Below are 16,946 nucleotides of genomic sequence, written 5' to 3'. Positions count from 1 at the left end.
ATGCGCATATAGGCCCGGCTCCCCGCATTCGGATACAGCGTCTTGTCGATGTCGAAGACGACACCGCCTGCTATCGGTGCGGCATCCAGGCCGTGTCCCTCCAGAACATAATCGAGAAGCGCCGCAAAAGCTCCCTCAGACGGAACCCTGCCATCTGTCGTTCCCATTACGAGATCGACCATATCGCGCGTCACGGTGATCGTCGTTGCCGGATCGCTGCCTACCTGAATGTCGAAGCTGAACTCGATATCGCGATAGATCGTAAACGGCCCGGTGAAGCTGAAGCTCCATTGCGGATATTGGTTGTTGAATTCGGACAGCGGTGTGTTTTCGAGACCCGCACCGAAGCTGCCCGAACCGAAGTTCGATGTAACGCTGGCAATCTCGATGCTCGATCCGGGCAGTCCTGTCGTTTCCGCGCTTGAGATAACCAGGATGTTGCCGCCAGCCCATCCAGCAGAAGCCGGGACGGTATTGGCAGTGAATACATGATCGAGAATGGCACCAAAGTCCTGTGCGGTCGCTACGATCCCATCGCCCATGCCAAGCGCGGCATCGACAGCCGCCCGGTCGATCACCAATGTATGGCTGACGCCGGGAGCGAGAGGGCTGTCATCGACCATGACGTCCAGGGTGATCGTGTCGGCGGCTCCGAGCGTGAAGGGGCCGGAGAACGCATAGTAGCTTTGGGCGCGGCTGCTCTGCTGGTTGGTGTTTGCGCCGCGAAACCCGCCGATATCGCCAAGCGAACGAATATCCTTCTGCAACGCGCCGCCGCCACCGACATTGAACAGGCTGAGATCGGCCATGTCGATTTCTGTGGTACCGACATGCACATTGCCGCCAGCAGACCGGATGAAAGACGAGGTGATGCTGGTCGGCAATCCTGATAGCACGTTGAGGTCCTGCGAAGCATCTGTGTTCAGCCAGTTGACGCCGTTGAAGCTGGCGGATGTTGCGATGGAAACGAATTGCTCCTTGAACTGGTCAAGCTCGGTCTGGATCTTGGCTCTGTCCACGCCATCTTCCTTGGCGGCAACCAGCTTTGCCCGGAACTCTGCGAGCACGTCTATGGTCGCATCGAGACCCGAATAGGCGACATCGATCTTTGCAGCGCCGAGCCCGAGCGCATCCGAGACGGCAGAAAGCGCCATGTTGTCGGAGCGCATGGTTGTGGAGATCGACCAATACGCTGAATTGTCCGCTGCGATCTGGACCCGCAGCCCGGAACTGACCTGCCGCTGTGTCTCGGCCATGTTGCTGCCGATCATGCGCAGGGTTTCCAGCGCGGCCATTGCGGAGGTGTTGGTCAGAATGCTGGTCATGCTTGAAGCCTGCGGTGATGTTCCCCGCCAGCCGAACCAGCGTCCGCTCAAGTTGCATTGCGCTCAACTCGCGTTAACGCCTCGTTAACCATTGCGGCGTCACAACCGTTGCTGAGAGCTGTGGTGATTTGCGTCGGCTTTCTTTCGATCCCCGACACCTCCTTTCCGCTAGCCGCAGCCTTACGCCGGTGCTGCCATTTGCACCCCGCACTCCCTCATGCTCGCCCGCCCGATAGCCCCATGTTAGCGGATCGCAACATGGGGAGGCCGTCATGGGCACCGAAGACACCAACAACAGCACCTTTCCGATCCGCGCCTATTCCTACGTCCGTATGAGCACGCGTAAGCAGCTTCGCGGGGATAGCCTGCGCCGGCAGCTTGAGCGGTCGAAGGCGTTTGCGGACGAACACTCTCTGCTTCTGGACGACAGCTTGCAGGACCTGGGCGTCAGCGCGTGGAAGGGCAGGAACTTCAAGACCGGCGCGCTCGGTCGGTTCCTTGCGATGGTCGAGAGCGGGCAAATCCCAAAGGGCAGCTATCTGCTGATCGAAAGCCTCGACCGGCTATCGCGCGAAGCCGTGCCGGATGCGCTGACGCTGTTCATGGCAATCATCAATGCGGGCATCGTCATCGTGACGCTGGGCGACGATCGGCAGGTTTACAGCCGCGACCGGCTCAACGGCGATTGGACCAAGCTTATCATCGGCCTTGCAGTCATGTCGCGCGGTCATGAGGAGAGCCAGACGAAGAGCGAGCGCATCAGCGCGGTTGCTAAGCGCAAGCGGGAATTCGCCCGCGAAGGCAAGGGCCATATCACCAGCATCACGCCCGGATGGATCGACGCCAAGCGGATCGATGCGAGCCGCTACGAGTTCACGCTGAACCACCATGCCGAAACGGTGAAGGTGATCTATGAGATGGCAACGCGCGGCCTCGGTGCGACTGTGATTGCACGCAAGCTCAATGCGGATGGCGTTCCCGCCTTCAAGAGCAAGGACGGATGGTATCAGAGTGTCATCAAGGCGCTGCTCACCCGGCAGGATGTCATCGGCACGTTCCAGCCGCATCGGATCGTTGACGGAAAGCGCGTGCCGGATGGCGATCCGATTGCCGACTATTTTCCCGCTGCTATCGACAAGGATTTGTTCCTGCGGGTGCAGGCCCTGCGGAGCAATCCGGGCAAACCCGGACGCAAGGGCAGCACATTCGCCAATCTCTTCACCGGCCTCTGCCACTGCGCCCATTGCGGTGGGTCGATGACGATGAAGATGAGCCGGGTCAAAGGCAACGAGAACGGTCGCTATCTGGTCTGCGCGAACTATGTTCGCGGTCATCGTTGCGCCGATGGCAACCGGCACTTCCGATATGAGCCGCTGGAGGTCGCCATCCAAGGAACTCAATCTCGCAGAGACGCTGCACGCTGCACGGCTCGATGATGCGCATCGGGAGATTGACGAGACGATTGCCGAACTGGCCCTGCAATTGGAAGAGCTTCGCCGGAAAGAGCAGCGGCTGGCAGAAGTAATCGAGGACGATTGCGAACCACTGGACGCTATCGTTGATCTACTGAAAGCCCGGCAAAGCGAACGGAAGGCCGTCGAAGCCGAGCTACGGCACCAGCAGGCAGAACGCCAGCGCAGGTCAATTCGGCATGATAGCCCTACAGAAACCTGCGACCGCATTGGCACGCTGCGAGACGCATGGAGACAAGCCGACGACGCTGCTCGTTATGATCTTCGGTCAGAGGCGCATGCCGCGATCAGGGAGCTGGTCAGCGAGATCAGCTTTGATAGCGGCAGCTACTACGCGGTCGTTGTCGTAGAAAACGGTGTGACCGCCTACAGGGTGATCGAGGGGCAGGTCAGCGGACATTTCCGGGCATTCGCAGCGTGAACTCGGCGCTCACCACTCCTTATGATCCGGCCTCAATTGATCCTTGCGGCGCTCGGTGCTGACTTGACCATAGTGTTTGTCGATCATCGCAATCGACGTTCTCGTGTTTCGGGCGATGTCGTAGACATCGACGCCGCGAGCGATCATCTCCGAGATGTAGTAGTGCCGCAGCGAATAGGTGGTGCGTGCCACGCCGCGAAAATCCGTCTGTAGATTGCAGACCTTCAATAGCTCGGAGAAGCCTTTCTTGAAGCTCTGAATGCGTTGGCCGTGATGATCGGCGAAAACAGGATCATCATCATTTGGTTCGCGTCCGACTTCCCGCTCGAAAGCATCCCAGAGCGCATGAAGCCAAGGAATGACGGATAATTGTGGGACCACTGCGCCGTGCTTGCCTTTGCCTTGCACCTGGAAGCGAACATCCTGATCTTCCAGCTTGCCTTGCCGGGCGGAACGAAAGCCGACGACATGGCCCCAATTGAGGTTCTTAAGCTCTGTTGGCCGCATTCCGCTGCCAGAGGCGATTTCGATATGGGCGTGAAGTTTCAGCCGGTCGGCGATGACGTGCATGTTTTGCCGGAATTGCCGCCATACCCGGCCGTCCTTGCCACGGATCAGTTTTCCCTGCCCGCTGTGATCAGGGTAGATGCGTTGCAGGCTTGTGCCGATGAACGTCTCGAATTCTTCCGGTGTGAAGCTCGGGCGACTGTTGTCGACACGCTTGCGAACCTTGATGTCGGCAATATCGAGCTTTCCGCAGTATCCCCATTTCAAGGCCTGTTTAAAAAGAGCGCGCACGATGGTCAGTTCGCCCCTCTGGCGGCTGATCGAAGGGATTTGATGCTTCGCGGAACGCCGCAGAATTTTTCCGTCGCGTTCATAGCGAATATACTGAATGTCCTTGCCCGGCCCGGTCGTCCAATAGGTCCGCCGCCATTCAACGTAGCGTTCGATATCCGGCTCGCGGATCGTGTCGATCGGTTTGTCTCCGAAGAAGCCCACCAGATATCTACGGATGACGGGCGGCCAATCTCTTGGGTGATATTCGCTACGGTCGTCACGCTCGCTTTCCGCGATGACGAGCTTGATGAATTCCTCAGCGACCACCTCAAACGGGCGAACGACGGCCGTGAAGCCGTTCTTCACCCGATAGTTCGCCTCGCTCCATATCTGGTAGGCCAGATGATGCGCTTCATCATAGTTGTCTGTTTCTAGGCTTTTTCTGATTTGCTTGCCGCCAGCGGAAAAGCGCACCGACCAGATTGTGCCGCCAGGGCGCTGGAAAAGAACAAAGGGTTGTTTAGGGTGTTTCGCGCGCTGCAACATGGGGCCTCCGAACGCTACGTTGGTAGCGCACCCTGCGTTAAAGCTGCGCTAACCCGAAGCCGGGTCAGGCATGGCGGGCCTTGAAGGAAAAGAGCAATTTTGCGGGGTGTGCTAGACGTGTGCTAGCGTATTTCCAGCACAAGCGGGCTCAAAGAGCTTTTCGAAAATTCAATGATTTTAAGGGCTTAATGGTGCCCGGAGGCGGATTTGAACCACCGACACGCGGATTTTCAATCCGCTGCTCTACCAACTGAGCTATCCGGGCATCTGGTGGATTTCGGTTTGAAATCCGTGGGGCGTTTGGTTGCGCCCCGGAAGCGAGCGGGGTTATAGCATCTTGCAAAAATGTGTCCAGCCCTGTCGGCGGTTTTTTGCGGGAAAAATGGCGGGCTTTTCAAATATCGGAAAAGATTAGGTTTTCTTCGTGTGACAGGGATTGTCACACGTCGTCTTCGTCGGCTTTCGCCTCGTCGTCGGCGACGGGGATGGCGTAGGAGCCGGAGAGCCAGCGGTTGAGGTCGACGTCGCGGCAGCGATCCGAACAGAAGGGATAGTGCTCTCGGGCGGAGGGGCGGCGGCAGATCGGGCAGGGCACGGCCTTGCGCAGCGGCGCGACCTTTGCGACCGGTTTTTCGTTCTCACCGCTCATGTCAGGCGTCCGCCCAGCCGGCATGCACGTCGAAACCTTCGCCGGAGAGCAGCGTGAGCGTCTCGTAGAGCGGCAGGCCGACGACATTGGTGTAGGAGCCGACCAGCTTCACGACGAAGCTGCCGGCAATGCCCTGGATGCCGTAGCCGCCCGCCTTGCCGCGCCACTGGCCGGAGGCGAGGTAGCGTTCGATATCGGTGGTCGACAGGCGCTTGAAGCGCACCTTGGTGTCGATGACCTTCTGGCGCACGGTGCGGTCCGGCGTGATGAGGCACACGCCGGTGAAGACGCGGTGGCTGCGGCCGGACAAGAGATGCAGGGCGCTCGACGCCTCGTCGATCATCTCCGTCTTCGGCAGGATGCGCCGGCCGACCGAGACGACCGTGTCGGCGGCGAGGATATAGCTGCCGGCATAGGCCGGGTCGCCCTTGATGGCGGCAAGTGCCGCCTGCGCCTTGCCGGTAGACAGGCGCCGTGCCAGCGAGCGGGGATGCTCGGAGCGCTTCGGCGTCTCGTCGATATCCATCGGCATCAGGCGCGTGGGCTCGATGCCCGCCTGCGCGAGCAGCTCGACGCGGCGCGGCGAGCCGGATGCAAGGATGAGCTTGTCGTTCTGCGCCATGGGGTCTCCGGGAAGCGCCTTGAAAGAAAGACGCAGCCCTTTGGCTTACTTGAAACGGTAGGTGATGCGGCCCTTGGTGAGGTCGTACGGGGTCATCTCGACCAGAACCTTGTCGCCGGCGAGAACGCGGATGCGGTTCTTGCGCATGCGGCCAGCGGTGTGCGCGATGATCTCGTGCTCGTTTTCGAGCTTGACGCGGAACGTGGCGTTCGGGAGCAGTTCCGTCACGATGCCGGGAAATTCGAGGACTTCTTCTTTTGCCATCTTGTGATGTTATTCCTGTAGGGTGGATGAGGGCGAGCCGGATGCCCGCCTCGAAAAATTTGCCGGAAACTACACAATCCCCGGTCCTTTGTGAACACCGAAGCGCCGGCTTTCTGCATTTGCTGGAAATCGGCCTGTCTGGCGCCTATCCGGGGGCCTTCAAACGCTTCTCTATCAGCATTTTCAGGAACTCGCGAACCTCCCGGTAGGAGGAGAGGATCTGCTCGCGCGTGCCGGTCGCGACCGTCGGGTCGGGCGTCGGCCAGTACATGACGTCGACGGCCATGGAGCGGGTGAGTTCCAGCGCCGCATGATGCGCCTCGGGCGCCAACGTCACGATGAGGTCGAAATAGTCGTCCTCCAGCTCATCCAGCGAATGGGGCGAGTGGCGGCCGAGCGACAGGCCCACCTCGTTCAGCACGGCATCGACGAACGGGTCGCGCTCGCCGGGGCGCACGCCGGCGGAAGCGACATAGGTGCCGGGCAGCAGGCTGCGGGCGATGGTCTCGGCCATCGGAGAGCGCACGGCATTCATGCGGCACATGAAGAGGATCGAACGGGGCGTTCGCGACTTTGCTTCCTCGGGTACGGGGGAAACACCCTCCATCCGCTCACCCGCGCCAGTAGAGAACGCAGACGAGCGTAAACAGGCGGCGGGCGGTGTCGAAGTCGAATTTGATCTTGCCCGAAAGACGGTCCATCAGCGTCTGCGAGCCCTCGTTGTGGATGCCGCGCCGGCCCATGTCGATCGCCTCGATCTGGCTGGGCGTCGCCGAGCGGATCGCCTGGTAATAGCTTTCGCAGATCATGAAATAGTCCTTCACGATGCGCCGGAACGGCGTGAGCGAAAGGATATGGGTGGCGACCGGATCGCCCGCCTCGGTGCGGATGGCGAAGACGAGCTTGGAATCGAGAAGCGAGATGTTCAGGCGATAGGGGCCGCCGGCATGGCCGATCGGCTCGAAGGAATTTTCCTCGATGAGGTCGAAGATGGCAACGGCACGCTCGTGCTCCACGTCCGGCGTGGCGCGACCGATCGTGTCGTCCAGCACCACGTCGCAGAGGCGGAAACTGCCACTCGTGCCCATCGCCTATCCTTCCCGGTTGAGCCGGATGGCGACCGAACGGGCATGGGCGCCGAGCCCTTCGGCTTCGGCAAGCGTGATGGCGGCGGGGCCGAGCGCGCGCAGCTGATCCGGGCCGAGCCGCAGGATCGAGGTGCGCTTCATATAGTCGAGCACCGAAAGGCCGGACGAGAAGCGGGCGGAACGGGCGGTCGGCAGCACATGGTTGGAGCCGCCGACATAATCGCCGATGACTTCCGGCGTGTGGCGCCCGACGAAGATGGCGCCGGCATTGCGGATTTCGCCCATCAGCGCATCCGGATCGGCGGTCGCGATCTCCAGGTGCTCGGCGGCGATGCGGTTTGCCAGCGGAATGGCCTTTTTCAGGTTCGGCACGATGATGACGGCGCCGAAATCGCGCCAGCTCTCCGCCGCGGTTTCCGCGCGCTCCAGCGTCTTCAGTTGGCGCTCCACGGCGGCTTCCACCGCCTCGGCCAGCGCCAGGCTGTCGGTGACGAGGATCGACTGGGCGCCGACATCGTGCTCGGCCTGGGCGAGCAGGTCGGCGGCAAGCCAGTCCGGATCGTTCTCCGCATCGGCGATGACGAGGACTTCGGAGGGGCCGGCGATCATGTCGATGCCGACGGTGCCGAAGACATGGCGCTTGGCGGCGGCGACGAAGGCATTGCCAGGGCCGGTGATCTTGGCGACCGGCCGGATCGTCTCGGTGCCGTAGGCGAGCGCCGCGACGGCCTGCGCGCCGCCGATGCGGTAGATTTCGTCGACGCCCGCGATGCGGGCCGCGGCAAGCACGGCCGGGTTGATCTCGCCGCTCTTCGCCGGCACCACCATGACGACGCGCGGCACGCCGGCCACCTTGGCCGGCACCGCATTCATCAGCACCGAGCTCGGATAGCTCGCGGTGCCACCCGGAACGTAGAGGCCGACGGCATCGATCGCCGTCCAGCGCGAGCCGAGGCCCACGCCGATATCGTCCTCGTAGATGTCGTCCTTCGGCCGCTGGCGGGCGTGGTGCTTCTCGATGCGCTGGGCGGCGAGTTCCAGGGCGGCGATGATCTTCGGGTCGACGGCGTCATAGGCCTGTTCGATCTCCTCCAGCGACACGCGCATGGAGGTGGTCGCAAAATCGAGGCCGTCGAACTTCTTGGAATAGTCGGCAAGGGCTGCATCGCCGCGGGCGCGCACGTCGTCGATGATCGTGCGCACGATGGCATTGACGTCTTCGGAGACTTCCCGCTTGGTCGTCAGGAAGGCAGCGAACCGGCTTTCGAAATCGCTGCTCTGGTAGTCAAGTCTGATCGCCAAGTCGTCCGTCCCTGTCGTCTTCCGGCGAAAAATCGCCGGCGCCTGCCTCAAACCGCCGGATGGCGGGGTTTCAAGCTGGTTTCCCATGCTCCGCCGGTATCTGCAAGCTGAACTTCGACGCATTCCACATCGAGCGCGACGGAGGCATTGCCGGAGAGCACGAGTTCCAGCGTGCCGTCAGGCCCTTCACCCTGCGGCGTGAAATTGACGGCGAGCAGGGAGAAGACGCTGTCCTTGTCCTTCCGGTCGATCCCGAGCGAACGCACGGCATTGACGCGCTTGAAGGCGACCACGGCGCGGCGGCGCTCGAAAGCCTTGCCGCGGCCGGTCGCCGTTTCCCAGACGAAGCGGTTGACGACGACGGAAAAGACGTGGTGGCGGGCGTCATAGGAGAGGCCGTCGGTCTTGAAGACCGCGTCCTGGAGATGGGCCGAGACGACGGACAAGTCTTCCGTGTCGAGGGCAAGCAGTTTCAGGCTGTCCATAGTGGTCCTTCCCGGGGGTGCTGCGGGTTTGCGGCATCCCGATCTTCCATCACGAGATAGGACGGTATGCGGCGGACTGCAACTCCGCCGCGTTTCGAAGATCAGTCGCTGACGCGCTCGACCACGGCGCCGCAGCGCGTGAGCTTCTCTTCCAGCCGCTCGAAGCCGCGGTCGAGATGGTAGACGCGCGACACCATGGTCTCGCCTTCCGCGGCAAGGCCGGCGATGACGAGCGAGACGGAGGCACGAAGGTCCGTCGCCATGACCGGCGCACCGCGCAGCCGCTCGACGCCCTCGATCTTGGCCGTCTGGCCGGAGAGCGAGATCTTCGCGCCGAGGCGGGCCAGCTCCTGCACATGCATGAAGCGGTTTTCGAAGATCGTCTCGGTGATGTGCGAAATGCCGCTCGACTTGGTCATCAGGCCCATGAACTGCGCCTGCAGGTCGGTCGGGAAGCCGGGGAAGGGGTCCGTCACCACGTCGACCGGCTTGATGCCGCCGCCATTGCGCACGACGCGAAGGCCGCTTTCCGTGGAGGTGATTTCGGCGCCGGAGCGGCGGATCGCCTCAAGGGCGGTATCGAGCAGGGAGGCGTCCGTGCCTTCCAGCACGACGTCGCCGCCGGTCATGGCGACGGCCATGGCATAGGTGCCGGTCTCGATGCGGTCCGGCAGCACGCGGTGGCGCGCGCCGGAGAGCTGGTCGACGCCTTCGATGGTGATGGTGGCCGTGCCGGCGCCGGTGATCTTCGCACCCATGGCGTTCAGGCACTTGGCGAGATCCTGCACTTCCGGCTCGCGGGCGGCATTGCCGATCACCGTCGTGCCGCGCGCAAGCGTCGCCGCCATCATCAGGACATGCGTGGCGCCCACCGAAACCTTGGGGAAGGTGTAGCGCGCGCCGATCAGGCCGCCCTGCGGCGCCGTCGCCTCGATATAACCGCCGTCGATCTCGATCTTGGCGCCAAGCGTCGTCAGCGCCTCGATGAAGAGGTCGACCGGCCGCGTGCCGATGGCGCAGCCGCCCGGCAGCGAGACGCGGGCCTTGCCCTCGCGGGCGAGCAGCGGGCCGATGACCCAGAACGACGCGCGCATCTTCGAGACGAGCTCGTAGGGCGCCGTCGTATCGACGATGTTGCGCGAGGTGAAGTGGACTGTGCGGGAATAGCCTTCCCCCTGGCGCTCGCGGCGGCCGTTGACGGAAATGTCGGCGCCGTGGTTGCCGAGGATGCGGATAAGCTGCTCGACATCGGCCAGATGCGGCACGTTTTCGAGCGTCAGCGTGTCGTCGGTGAGCAGCGAGGCGATCATCAGCGGCAGCGCAGCATTCTTGGCGCCGGAAATCGGGATGGTGCCCTTGAGTTCGTTGCCGCCTACAATTCGGATGCGATCCATGTGCGATTACGGGCCGGGCCCGCCTTTCTCAAAGAATTTCGGCTTTCGGAGATGGCGGCCTCTTTAGAGCATCGCAATCGAAAAATGAAGTCCATGCCGGCCGCCCGCCTTTTTTCGCGCACCCGGTTCGCAACCACCCCCGTAGCCTTCAAGGTGAAGACCCGCTCGACTAAGCGTCCGATTCGTCTTTTTTTGCGGCAGGCACGCCGCCGGGTAGCCCGACGGTCTCATCCGCCGCGCCCGCGCGACGCGAACGCGCCTGCTGCTTGCGGCGCTGGAGATTGTCGCGCAGCGTCTTGGCCAGCCGCTCGGCGCGGATCTCCGCTTCCGTGCGGATCTTCCCGCTCTTCTTGTCGTCATTACCACTCATACCTCTCCTCTTAGCGAACTTGCCCGCGGGAAAAAAGCGTGGTCCGTGTCAGATTTGTTTCGACAATCGCCACATCGGCGCTTGCGCTGCCCGATCACCTGTGGCAATAGGCCCTCGCTCACGCGAAAGCGCCTTCCGCTTCGCAAGATGCTGCTATAGCTCAGGGGTAGAGCACTCCCTTGGTAAGGGAGAGGCCGAGAGTTCAAATCTCTCTAGCAGCACCATTTTCCCCGTTGATTTTCAGGCGTTTGCGGTTTGACGCGATGGCGCGCGAAAATAGTAGAACAAGCGGCGACCTAACTCCAAAAGCCCAAAGCCCGAATGCGTGAACATCCGGGCTTCAAAGGATGGCTTTGATCGCCAGCTGGGATCAGTAGTGGTTGTAGCCGAACTTGATGACGACCTTGCCGCCGTAAGGGTTCCAGCGCTTGGCGTGGCCGTAGGACTTGTAGTGGCTCTTGTAGCCGTAGCTCTTATGACCATAGCTCTTGTGGCCGTAGCTGTAGCTCTTATGGCCGTAGCTCTTGTAACCGTAACCGTAGTTGCCGGCCTGGGACGGAGCGGCGAAGGAAACGGCGGCGACGATGGCGACGGTGGCGGAAATGATGAACTTGCGCATGGGGTCTCTCCTGGTTGGTTAGGGATGAGCCTCTCTCATCCGGTGATCAGAAGGTCTCATATCGCCGCCCCGCCGGCAGTTCCGTATGGAACAGGTGCCGCCCTCCTGTGCCAAACCGTGCTTGGCTGGCGAGAGTAGTGTACGACCTGCTTTTTCTATAGGTGTTGCAAAGCGCCGAGGCGCCTGAACCTCATTCGGCAAAATGCTTGGAGAATTTTATGGCTTTCGATCCAACCGGCGCATTCTCGAAATATGCCGATGCTCAATGCTCGGTTCAGCTTTGGACCGCAGATGACGAAGTCGCAGTCTTGCCCTCGTTGAAGGCCGGCGTGATCTATGCTCGCGAGAATGGCGCGGGTTGGAAAGAGGTTGAGATAACCGTCCACATGCCGCGCGAAGATATCGTCTATGCGACAGGAAAAGTTCGCTCCTTGATCGAGCACCTGAGCAAATCGGGCGAATAGCCGTTTATTTTAGGGTGATCACCCAGCCGATCTGCCAGCCTTTCCGGCGGGGTGCGCCGCCATCGGCAGCAGCTTCGATTGTTGAATAAGGCGGATGGCCCCAGCTGTAGATTTTTCCGTTTCTTGCCCTGTACATGTAGTGAACCAGGCCGTCGCACCCGGTCGACGATCCCTTGTGCGTCATGCCGATTATGGATTGGCCGCCGGGGTCGGTGCCTCGATAGACTTTTGAATCCATTCCCCAAATTCTGGTGAGGTAATCCTTGACGGTTGTGGGTGGCAGGCCAATCGAGAAGTCCTGTTTCAGCACTTCCGCGTCGCTGTACCGAACGGCGTCCGATATCTTTTTGCAGTAGTCGGCGACCGTGAACTTGGCATAGGCGCCGCCGAAGGACTGGCAAAAAGTTTCAATGTCCTGGATGTCGGCCAGCCGCCCTTCAGCCTGCAGAATTCGCAGATAGGTTTTGATTTCCGCGAGGACATTGAACGCCACGGATCCATTGATGATCCTGGCATGGGTCGGCGTGCCGGCCAGATCCTCGTACAGTGCGTAGAAACAACTGGTGAACCCGCATATTCCCCAGCCCTTGTTCAGGTCTCCCATGCTCTCAAATGTCATTGGTCATCCCCCAGTGTTCAGGCCGGTCGGCCTCGCTCAAAAGACTGTCCTTAGTATAATATGCAATTTTAAGGTGTTGTTTCAGGCGCAGAAGCCCCACCATCAAGCCAATGCGAGCATGGTGGCAAGGAGTAGGCAAAAAATACCTCTCGCCGCCAGCCTACCTTCCCGCTAGACGGCGTCAATGCCCGTAAACACCGCGATCCAGGTCAAGGCCTTCCGGCGGCACCATTTCCCCGTCCCATTTTGCCCAGCTCCGCCCCGTTCGGCGCCGCCTTCTTGCGCGTATGACCGGGTGGTTCGCCGACGACGCGTTTGAAGGCGCGGGCGAAGGCGGCTTGGGAGCCGAAGCCGAGGCGGCGGGCGGCGGTGTCGATGGAGAGCTTGTCGCGGCGGAACCATTGTTCGGCGAGCCGCATGCGCAGCGCCAGCACGTAGCGCTGCGGCGTCATACCGGTGACGTCGACGAAACGCTTGGCGAAGACCGAGCGGGAGCTGCCCATCTCGTGCGCCATCTCGGCGAGCGTCCAGTTGCGGCCGGGCTCGCGGTGCAGCGCGGCGATGACGCGGCCGAGGCGCGGGTCGCGCAGCGCCTCGATCCATCCCGTCGCGTCGCCGCAGCCGCATTCCACCCAGCCACGCACGATGGAGGCGGCGATGACGTCGGCAAGGCGGGCGAGGATACCGGCCGCGCCGACGCGCTCCTCCGACATTTCCCGCTCCATGGCGTCGAGCAGCGGCATCAGTTCCGGCTGGCGGCCGATCAGCGCGCCGACGGACATGACCTGCGGCATGAGGCCGACGAGCGGATGCAGCGTGTCGAGCTCGAATTCCATGCGGCCGGTGAAGATCAGCGTATCGTTTTCCCGGCTCGTCTCCTTGACGCAGGCCTCCACCGCCGCCACGTCGGGGCAGAGCGGTGTCATCTTGTAGCTGTCGTAATCGCGTATCTGGACGTTCGGGCCGGTGACGATCTCGTGCGGCCCGCCGCTTGGCAGCAGCACGGCATCGCCGCAGGCGAGTTCGCGGCCCGCCTCGCCATGCGTTCGCAAAAAGACCTTGCCGCGGGCGACGAAGTGGAAACGGGCTTCCGGACCCGCCGGAAAGCGGATACCGAAGGGCGGCGTCAGCTGGAGCCTGCCATAGCTCGCACCGCGCAGGCGCATGCCCATCAGGAGTTCGCTGACGGGATCATGCGCATTTTTGGCTGGGTCGGACGATCGATCAAACATTGCGGATAAAATGGCATTGTGCGTCTGGCATTTCAACCCACCTGTTGGAGCACGCATTGCAACAGGAAAGGGACTGCACATGACGGATGCAACGATAGCCGCGCCGGAGAGCGAGGCGGATGTCCGGCCGGCTTGGGGGGCCGTGATCGCGATGACGCTCGGCGTGTTCGGGCTGGTGGGCGCGGAATTTCTGCCCGCAAGCCTGCTGACGCCGATGGCGGCGGATTTGAGGATTTCGGAGGGCATGGCCGGACAGGCCGTAACGGCGACGGCCGCGGTGGCGCTGGTGACCAGCCTCTTGATCACGGTGGTGACACGCAAGCTCGACCGCCGGCTCGTGCTGATCGGCCTTTCGGTCCTGCTGATCTTTTCCAACCTGCTCGTGGCGATGTCGTCGAACCTCGCCATGCTGCTCGTCGGCCGCGTGCTGCTCGGCATGGCGCTCGGCGGGTTCTGGACGCTTTCGGCCGCGACCATGATGCGGCTGGTGCCGGAGGCCGTGGTGCCGAAGGCGCTGTCGGTGATGTTCCTCGGCGTTTCGGCGGCGACGGTGTTCGCCGCGCCGGTCGGAAGTTATGTCGGCGATATCGTCGGTTGGCGGAATGTCTTCCTCGGGGCCGCCGTGCTCGGCGCGCTGGCGCTCGTCGTGCAGCTTGCGACCTTGCCGTCGCTGCCGCCGCGCGGGCATTCGCGCTTCGGAACGCTGATCGAGGTTCTGGCGCGACCGGGCGTGGGCTTCGCGATGTTCGCGATCCTGCTCGTCTTCACCGGCCACTTCGCCTTCTTCACCTATATCAGGCCGTTCCTTGAGAATGTAACGGGCGTCGGCGTGGAAGGTGTTTCGGCCGTGCTGCTCGGCTTCGGCATCGCCACCTTCTTCGGCAATTATCTGGGCGCCGTGCTCTTGGAGCGCTCCATGCGCCTGACGCTGACGATCATGCCGGTCGTGATGGGCGCGCTGGCGCTGTCGCTCTCGATGTTCGGCGGCGATCTCGTGGCCGATGCCGCCATGGTGGCGCTCTGGGGCCTCGCCTTCGGTGCGGTGCCGGTTGCCTGGTCGACCTGGATCACCCGCGCCGTGCCGGATGAAGCCGAAAGTGCGGGCGGCCTCTTCGTCGCCGCGATCAACTTCGCGATCGCGACCGGTGCCGCTGCCGGTGGGGCGCTGTTCGATGCGAACGGTGTTTCGAGCGTCTTCGTCGCAAGCGGCGTGGTGCTGTTCCTGGCCGCGATCACCATCGTTTCGGCCGTGCACACCCGCCCGGCGTGACATGAATGGCGGCTCCGCCGGGGCCGCCATTTCCAAGCCTTCTCGTTGGCGTGAAAACCCGGTATGCCGGAACGGCCGCGCCACCGGGGATGCCTAAAATGGATTTCATGCGTCTCTTGCAGTCGCTGGAAGAACTTCTCTACGAGCTCGTCTCCTGGCTCGTGTTCTATCCGGTCACGCTCTGGCGCACCCTGCGCCGGCCGCAGCAGATGATGCGTTATGCCGATGTCGAACTCGGCGATGCGCAGGAGGAGCGCTACAAGGATACGCTGAGCCCGCCGCTCTTCCTCTTGCTGACGCTGCTCTTCGCCCATGGGCTCGAACTGGCGCTGATCGCCCACCGGGACGATGCCATGCTGCCGGAGATGCTGCGCAACGACACCAATCTCCTGATTTTTCGCGCCTTCCTTTTCAGCATCTTTCCGCTGCTGATGGCCGTGCGGCTGCTGGGGCGCACGGGCGCGGCGCTTGACCGCGAGACGCTGAAGCCGCCCTTCTACAGCCAGTGCTACGTCGCGGCTCCTTTTGCCTTCGGGCTCAGCGCCGGCATGAACATCGCCCGCACCGGCCACCAGGAGATGGTCGCCGTCGGCACGGCGATCTCGCTGCTGTCGCTGCTCTGGTACGTCATCGTCGAGGTCCGCTGGTTCGAGCATGATCTGCATGTGGGTCGTCTTGCGGCCGCCTGGCTCGTCCTGCGGACGGTGGCGGAAGCGACGGTGCTGCTGCTGGCCGCGACGATCATCGTCGCCCATGCGCTCGGTGTGCATGGCTGAGCGGAAAATCGGCCAGCGGCCGTCTTCGCCCTGTTCGCCGGCGCCTCTTTCGGTCTAGAACTCGGGACGAGGATTCTGGGAGGAACGCGCGTGACGGTGACGGCAGGAGATTTTTCGCGGGGAACCTTTGTCGGGCGCGTCTGGCGTCCGGATGTGCAGGGGCCGGCCATCGTGGTCGTGCGCGACGGCACGCTCTTCGACATCACGTCGGCGGATCTCCCGACGATGCGCGATCTCCTGGAAAAGGACGATCCGGCCGCGGTTGCCCGCGCTGCGCCGGGCGAATCTCTCGGCGCCGTTGACGCCGTGCTCGAAACCTCGGTCGAAGGCGCGGGCGATTTCTCCCGCCTTCACCTCCTCGCTCCCTGCGATCTCCAGGCCGTCAAGGCCTGTGGCGTGACCTTCGCCCGGTCGATGATCGAACGGGTCATCGAGGAGAAGGCGGCGGGCAATCCGGCCATGGCGGAAAAGGTGCGCGGCCGCGTCACCGCGATCATCGGCGACAGTCTGCGCGACCTGAAGGCGGGCTCGGACGCGGCCGCCAAGGTCAAGGCGGCGCTGATCGAGGAGGGCGTCTGGTCGCAATATCTCGAAGTCGGCATCGGGCCGGATGCGGAGGTCTTCACCAAGGCACCGGTGCTCGCCTCCGTCGGCTGGGGCGCCTCGGTCGGCCTGCATCCGATTTCCAAGTGGAACAATCCGGAGCCGGAAATCGTGCTCGCCGTCGACAGCCAGGGTCGCGTGAAGGGCGCCACGCTCGGCAACGACGTGAACCTGCGTGACGTGGAAGGCCGCTCAGCGCTCCTGCTCGGCAAGGCGAAGGACAACAATGCCTCTTCCGCCATCGGTCCCTTCATCCGCCTGTTCGACGAGACCTATGCGATCGACGACGTGCGCAAGGCCGATCTCGATCTCCTGATCGAAGGCGAGGACGGTTTCGTGCTGAAGGGCCGCAGCACGATGCGCGAGATCAGCCGCGATCCGCTCGATCTCGTGTCCCAGACCATCGGAAAACATCATCAATATCCCGACGGCTTCATGCTGTTCATGGGCACGCTGTTTGCGCCGGTGGAAGACCGCGATGCGCCGGGCCAGGGTTTTACCCACAAGACCGGCGACCGCGTGACGATCTCCAATGCCGAACTGGGCGCGCTCACCAACACGGTCCGCCTTTCCACCGAATGCCCGCCCTGGACCTTCGGCATCACCGCGCTGATGCGCAATCTCTCCTCTCGCGGGCTTCTCTAG

19 protein-coding genes, 2 tRNA genes and 1 pseudogene are annotated in these 16,946 nt (G+C 62.5%); 7 read left to right on the top strand and 15 right to left on the bottom strand.

What is annotated here, in order from left to right; genetic code table 11:
- Positions 1 to 758 precede the first annotated feature (758 nt).
- Positions 759 to 1,325: pseudogene (locus AC1RWL_RS14205) on the bottom strand (flagellin N-terminal helical domain-containing protein); the annotation flags it as partial.
- A gap of 272 nt (positions 1,326 to 1,597) precedes the next feature.
- Here AC1RWL_RS14205 and AC1RWL_RS14200 point away from each other — a divergent pair.
- Together AC1RWL_RS14200 and AC1RWL_RS14195 are read left to right on the top strand one after the other, a co-directional pair.
- Complete coding sequence (locus AC1RWL_RS14200; protein WP_493095051.1) at positions 1,598 to 2,761, top strand: recombinase family protein; 1,164 nt, start codon at positions 1,598 to 1,600, stop codon at positions 2,759 to 2,761.
- Positions 2,691 to 3,218 (top strand): hypothetical protein, encoded by a 528-nt coding sequence (locus AC1RWL_RS14195; protein ID WP_493095049.1) that lies wholly within the window; start codon positions 2,691 to 2,693, stop codon positions 3,216 to 3,218. The genes AC1RWL_RS14200 and AC1RWL_RS14195 overlap by 71 nt, the downstream gene beginning before the upstream one ends.
- 9 nt (positions 3,219 to 3,227) lie before the next feature.
- On the opposite strand, the gene AC1RWL_RS14190 is transcribed toward AC1RWL_RS14195, so the two are convergent.
- The 11 genes from AC1RWL_RS14190 to AC1RWL_RS14140 all read right to left on the bottom strand — a co-directional run bounded on the left by AC1RWL_RS14190 (position 3,228) and on the right by AC1RWL_RS14140 (position 10,718).
- Positions 3,228 to 4,544 carry a tyrosine-type recombinase/integrase gene (locus AC1RWL_RS14190; RefSeq protein WP_493095048.1) on the bottom strand — a complete coding sequence of 439 codons (1,317 nt, stop codon included), beginning with the start codon at positions 4,542 to 4,544 and terminating at the stop codon, positions 3,228 to 3,230.
- Positions 4,545 to 4,733: 189 nt separating this feature from the next.
- A tRNA-Phe gene (locus AC1RWL_RS14185) sits at positions 4,734 to 4,809 on the bottom strand.
- Between the two features lie 174 nt (positions 4,810 to 4,983).
- The gene (yacG, locus tag AC1RWL_RS14180; RefSeq protein WP_439631469.1) at positions 4,984 to 5,193 is read right to left on the bottom strand and encodes a DNA gyrase inhibitor YacG; all 210 of its coding nucleotides are present in this window, start codon (positions 5,191 to 5,193) and stop codon (positions 4,984 to 4,986) included.
- Between the two features lies 1 nt (position 5,194).
- Positions 5,195 to 5,815, bottom strand: a complete 621-nt coding sequence (locus AC1RWL_RS14175) for a Maf-like protein (protein WP_256117889.1) — start codon at positions 5,813 to 5,815, stop codon at positions 5,195 to 5,197.
- Between the two features lie 45 nt (positions 5,816 to 5,860).
- On the bottom strand, positions 5,861 to 6,079 hold the full coding sequence (gene infA, locus AC1RWL_RS14170) for a translation initiation factor IF-1 (protein WP_007759621.1): 219 nt from the start codon (positions 6,077 to 6,079) through the stop codon (positions 5,861 to 5,863).
- 145 nt (positions 6,080 to 6,224) lie between these two features.
- The gene (locus AC1RWL_RS14165) at positions 6,225 to 6,686 is read right to left on the bottom strand and encodes an arsenate-mycothiol transferase ArsC (protein WP_435269649.1); all 462 of its coding nucleotides are present in this window, start codon (positions 6,684 to 6,686) and stop codon (positions 6,225 to 6,227) included.
- A gap of 4 nt (positions 6,687 to 6,690) precedes the next feature.
- Positions 6,691 to 7,167: a UPF0262 family protein gene (locus AC1RWL_RS14160; protein ID WP_256117886.1), complete on the bottom strand. Its 477-nt coding sequence runs from the start codon at positions 7,165 to 7,167 to the stop codon at positions 6,691 to 6,693.
- 3 nt (positions 7,168 to 7,170) lie between these two features.
- Entirely contained in the window at positions 7,171 to 8,469 is a 1,299-nt protein-coding gene (gene hisD / locus AC1RWL_RS14155) for a histidinol dehydrogenase (RefSeq protein WP_493095047.1), read from the bottom strand.
- A 47-nt stretch (positions 8,470 to 8,516) separates the two neighbouring features.
- A complete protein-coding gene (locus AC1RWL_RS14150; RefSeq protein ID WP_493095046.1) occupies positions 8,517 to 8,954 on the bottom strand; it encodes a DUF2948 family protein in 438 nt (145 codons plus the stop codon).
- A 101-nt stretch (positions 8,955 to 9,055) separates the two neighbouring features.
- Positions 9,056 to 10,348, bottom strand: coding sequence for a UDP-N-acetylglucosamine 1-carboxyvinyltransferase (murA, locus tag AC1RWL_RS14145; protein ID WP_493095045.1), 1,293 nt, complete (start codon positions 10,346 to 10,348; stop codon positions 9,056 to 9,058).
- Positions 10,349 to 10,517: 169 nt separating this feature from the next.
- Complete coding sequence (locus AC1RWL_RS14140) at positions 10,518 to 10,718, bottom strand: hypothetical protein (protein WP_493095044.1); 201 nt, start codon at positions 10,716 to 10,718, stop codon at positions 10,518 to 10,520.
- A gap of 149 nt (positions 10,719 to 10,867) precedes the next feature.
- Here AC1RWL_RS14140 and AC1RWL_RS14135 point away from each other — a divergent pair.
- Positions 10,868 to 10,942, top strand: a tRNA-Thr gene (locus tag AC1RWL_RS14135).
- 146 nt (positions 10,943 to 11,088) lie between these two features.
- Here the strand turns inward: AC1RWL_RS14135 and AC1RWL_RS14130 are convergent.
- A complete protein-coding gene (locus tag AC1RWL_RS14130; protein ID WP_439625910.1) occupies positions 11,089 to 11,337 on the bottom strand; it encodes a hypothetical protein in 249 nt (82 codons plus the stop codon).
- 218 nt (positions 11,338 to 11,555) lie between these two features.
- On the opposite strand from AC1RWL_RS14130, the gene AC1RWL_RS14125 reads away from it, so the two are divergent.
- On the top strand, positions 11,556 to 11,801 hold the full coding sequence (locus AC1RWL_RS14125; protein ID WP_493095043.1) for a hypothetical protein: 246 nt from the start codon (positions 11,556 to 11,558) through the stop codon (positions 11,799 to 11,801).
- A gap of 4 nt (positions 11,802 to 11,805) precedes the next feature.
- On the opposite strand, the gene AC1RWL_RS14120 is transcribed toward AC1RWL_RS14125, so the two are convergent.
- The gene (locus AC1RWL_RS14120; RefSeq protein ID WP_493095042.1) at positions 11,806 to 12,420 is read right to left on the bottom strand and encodes a hypothetical protein; all 615 of its coding nucleotides are present in this window, start codon (positions 12,418 to 12,420) and stop codon (positions 11,806 to 11,808) included.
- Between the two features lie 209 nt (positions 12,421 to 12,629).
- Positions 12,630 to 13,652, bottom strand: a complete 1,023-nt coding sequence (locus AC1RWL_RS14115) for an AraC family transcriptional regulator (RefSeq protein ID WP_493095041.1) — start codon at positions 13,650 to 13,652, stop codon at positions 12,630 to 12,632.
- Positions 13,653 to 13,731: 79 nt separating this feature from the next.
- Between AC1RWL_RS14115 and AC1RWL_RS14110 the strand changes: the two genes are divergently transcribed.
- The 3 genes from AC1RWL_RS14110 to AC1RWL_RS14100 all read left to right on the top strand — a co-directional run bounded on the left by AC1RWL_RS14110 (position 13,732) and on the right by AC1RWL_RS14100 (position 16,946).
- Positions 13,732 to 14,922, top strand: coding sequence for an MFS transporter (locus AC1RWL_RS14110; protein WP_256117871.1), 1,191 nt, complete (start codon positions 13,732 to 13,734; stop codon positions 14,920 to 14,922).
- A 98-nt stretch (positions 14,923 to 15,020) separates the two neighbouring features.
- Entirely contained in the window at positions 15,021 to 15,698 is a 678-nt protein-coding gene (locus AC1RWL_RS14105; RefSeq protein ID WP_493095040.1) for a permease, read from the top strand.
- 96 nt (positions 15,699 to 15,794) lie between these two features.
- Positions 15,795 to 16,946, top strand: a complete 1,152-nt coding sequence (locus AC1RWL_RS14100) for a fumarylacetoacetate hydrolase family protein (RefSeq protein WP_493095308.1) — start codon at positions 15,795 to 15,797, stop codon at positions 16,944 to 16,946.

This window comes from Shinella sp. GW821-FHT10F02 (genome assembly GCF_058809275.1).
The sequence above is the reverse complement of the archived record's forward strand: the minus strand, read 5'-3'. Positions and strand labels throughout refer to the sequence as shown.

What these genes read in the sequence shown, in the direction of transcription:
- AC1RWL_RS14175 (WP_256117889.1), bottom strand. Translation starts at nt 5,815, where the DNA reads ATGGCGCAGAACGACAAGCTCATCCTTGCATCCGGCTCGCCGCGCCGC.
- AC1RWL_RS14105 (WP_493095040.1), top strand. Translation starts at nt 15,021, where the DNA reads ATGGATTTCATGCGTCTCTTGCAGTCGCTGGAAGAACTTCTCTACGAG.
- AC1RWL_RS14160 (WP_256117886.1), bottom strand. Translation starts at nt 7,167, where the DNA reads ATGGGCACGAGTGGCAGTTTCCGCCTCTGCGACGTGGTGCTGGACGAC.
- AC1RWL_RS14130 (WP_439625910.1), bottom strand. Translation starts at nt 11,337, where the DNA reads ATGCGCAAGTTCATCATTTCCGCCACCGTCGCCATCGTCGCCGCCGTT.
- AC1RWL_RS14125 (WP_493095043.1), top strand. Translation starts at nt 11,556, where the DNA reads ATGGCTTTCGATCCAACCGGCGCATTCTCGAAATATGCCGATGCTCAA.
- AC1RWL_RS14110 (WP_256117871.1), top strand. Translation starts at nt 13,732, where the DNA reads ATGACGGATGCAACGATAGCCGCGCCGGAGAGCGAGGCGGATGTCCGG.
- AC1RWL_RS14140 (WP_493095044.1), bottom strand. Translation starts at nt 10,718, where the DNA reads ATGAGTGGTAATGACGACAAGAAGAGCGGGAAGATCCGCACGGAAGCG.
- AC1RWL_RS14200 (WP_493095051.1), top strand. Translation starts at nt 1,598, where the DNA reads ATGGGCACCGAAGACACCAACAACAGCACCTTTCCGATCCGCGCCTAT.
- AC1RWL_RS14150 (WP_493095046.1), bottom strand. Translation starts at nt 8,954, where the DNA reads ATGGACAGCCTGAAACTGCTTGCCCTCGACACGGAAGACTTGTCCGTC.
- AC1RWL_RS14165 (WP_435269649.1), bottom strand. Translation starts at nt 6,686, where the DNA reads ATGGAGGGTGTTTCCCCCGTACCCGAGGAAGCAAAGTCGCGAACGCCC.
- murA (WP_493095045.1), bottom strand. Translation starts at nt 10,348, where the DNA reads ATGGATCGCATCCGAATTGTAGGCGGCAACGAACTCAAGGGCACCATC.
- infA (WP_007759621.1), bottom strand. Translation starts at nt 6,079, where the DNA reads ATGGCAAAAGAAGAAGTCCTCGAATTTCCCGGCATCGTGACGGAACTG.
- AC1RWL_RS14195 (WP_493095049.1), top strand. Translation starts at nt 2,691, where the DNA reads ATGAGCCGCTGGAGGTCGCCATCCAAGGAACTCAATCTCGCAGAGACG.
- AC1RWL_RS14120 (WP_493095042.1), bottom strand. Translation starts at nt 12,420, where the DNA reads ATGACATTTGAGAGCATGGGAGACCTGAACAAGGGCTGGGGAATATGC.
- AC1RWL_RS14190 (WP_493095048.1), bottom strand. Translation starts at nt 4,544, where the DNA reads ATGTTGCAGCGCGCGAAACACCCTAAACAACCCTTTGTTCTTTTCCAG.
- AC1RWL_RS14115 (WP_493095041.1), bottom strand. Translation starts at nt 13,652, where the DNA reads ATGTTTGATCGATCGTCCGACCCAGCCAAAAATGCGCATGATCCCGTC.
- yacG (WP_439631469.1), bottom strand. Translation starts at nt 5,193, where the DNA reads ATGAGCGGTGAGAACGAAAAACCGGTCGCAAAGGTCGCGCCGCTGCGC.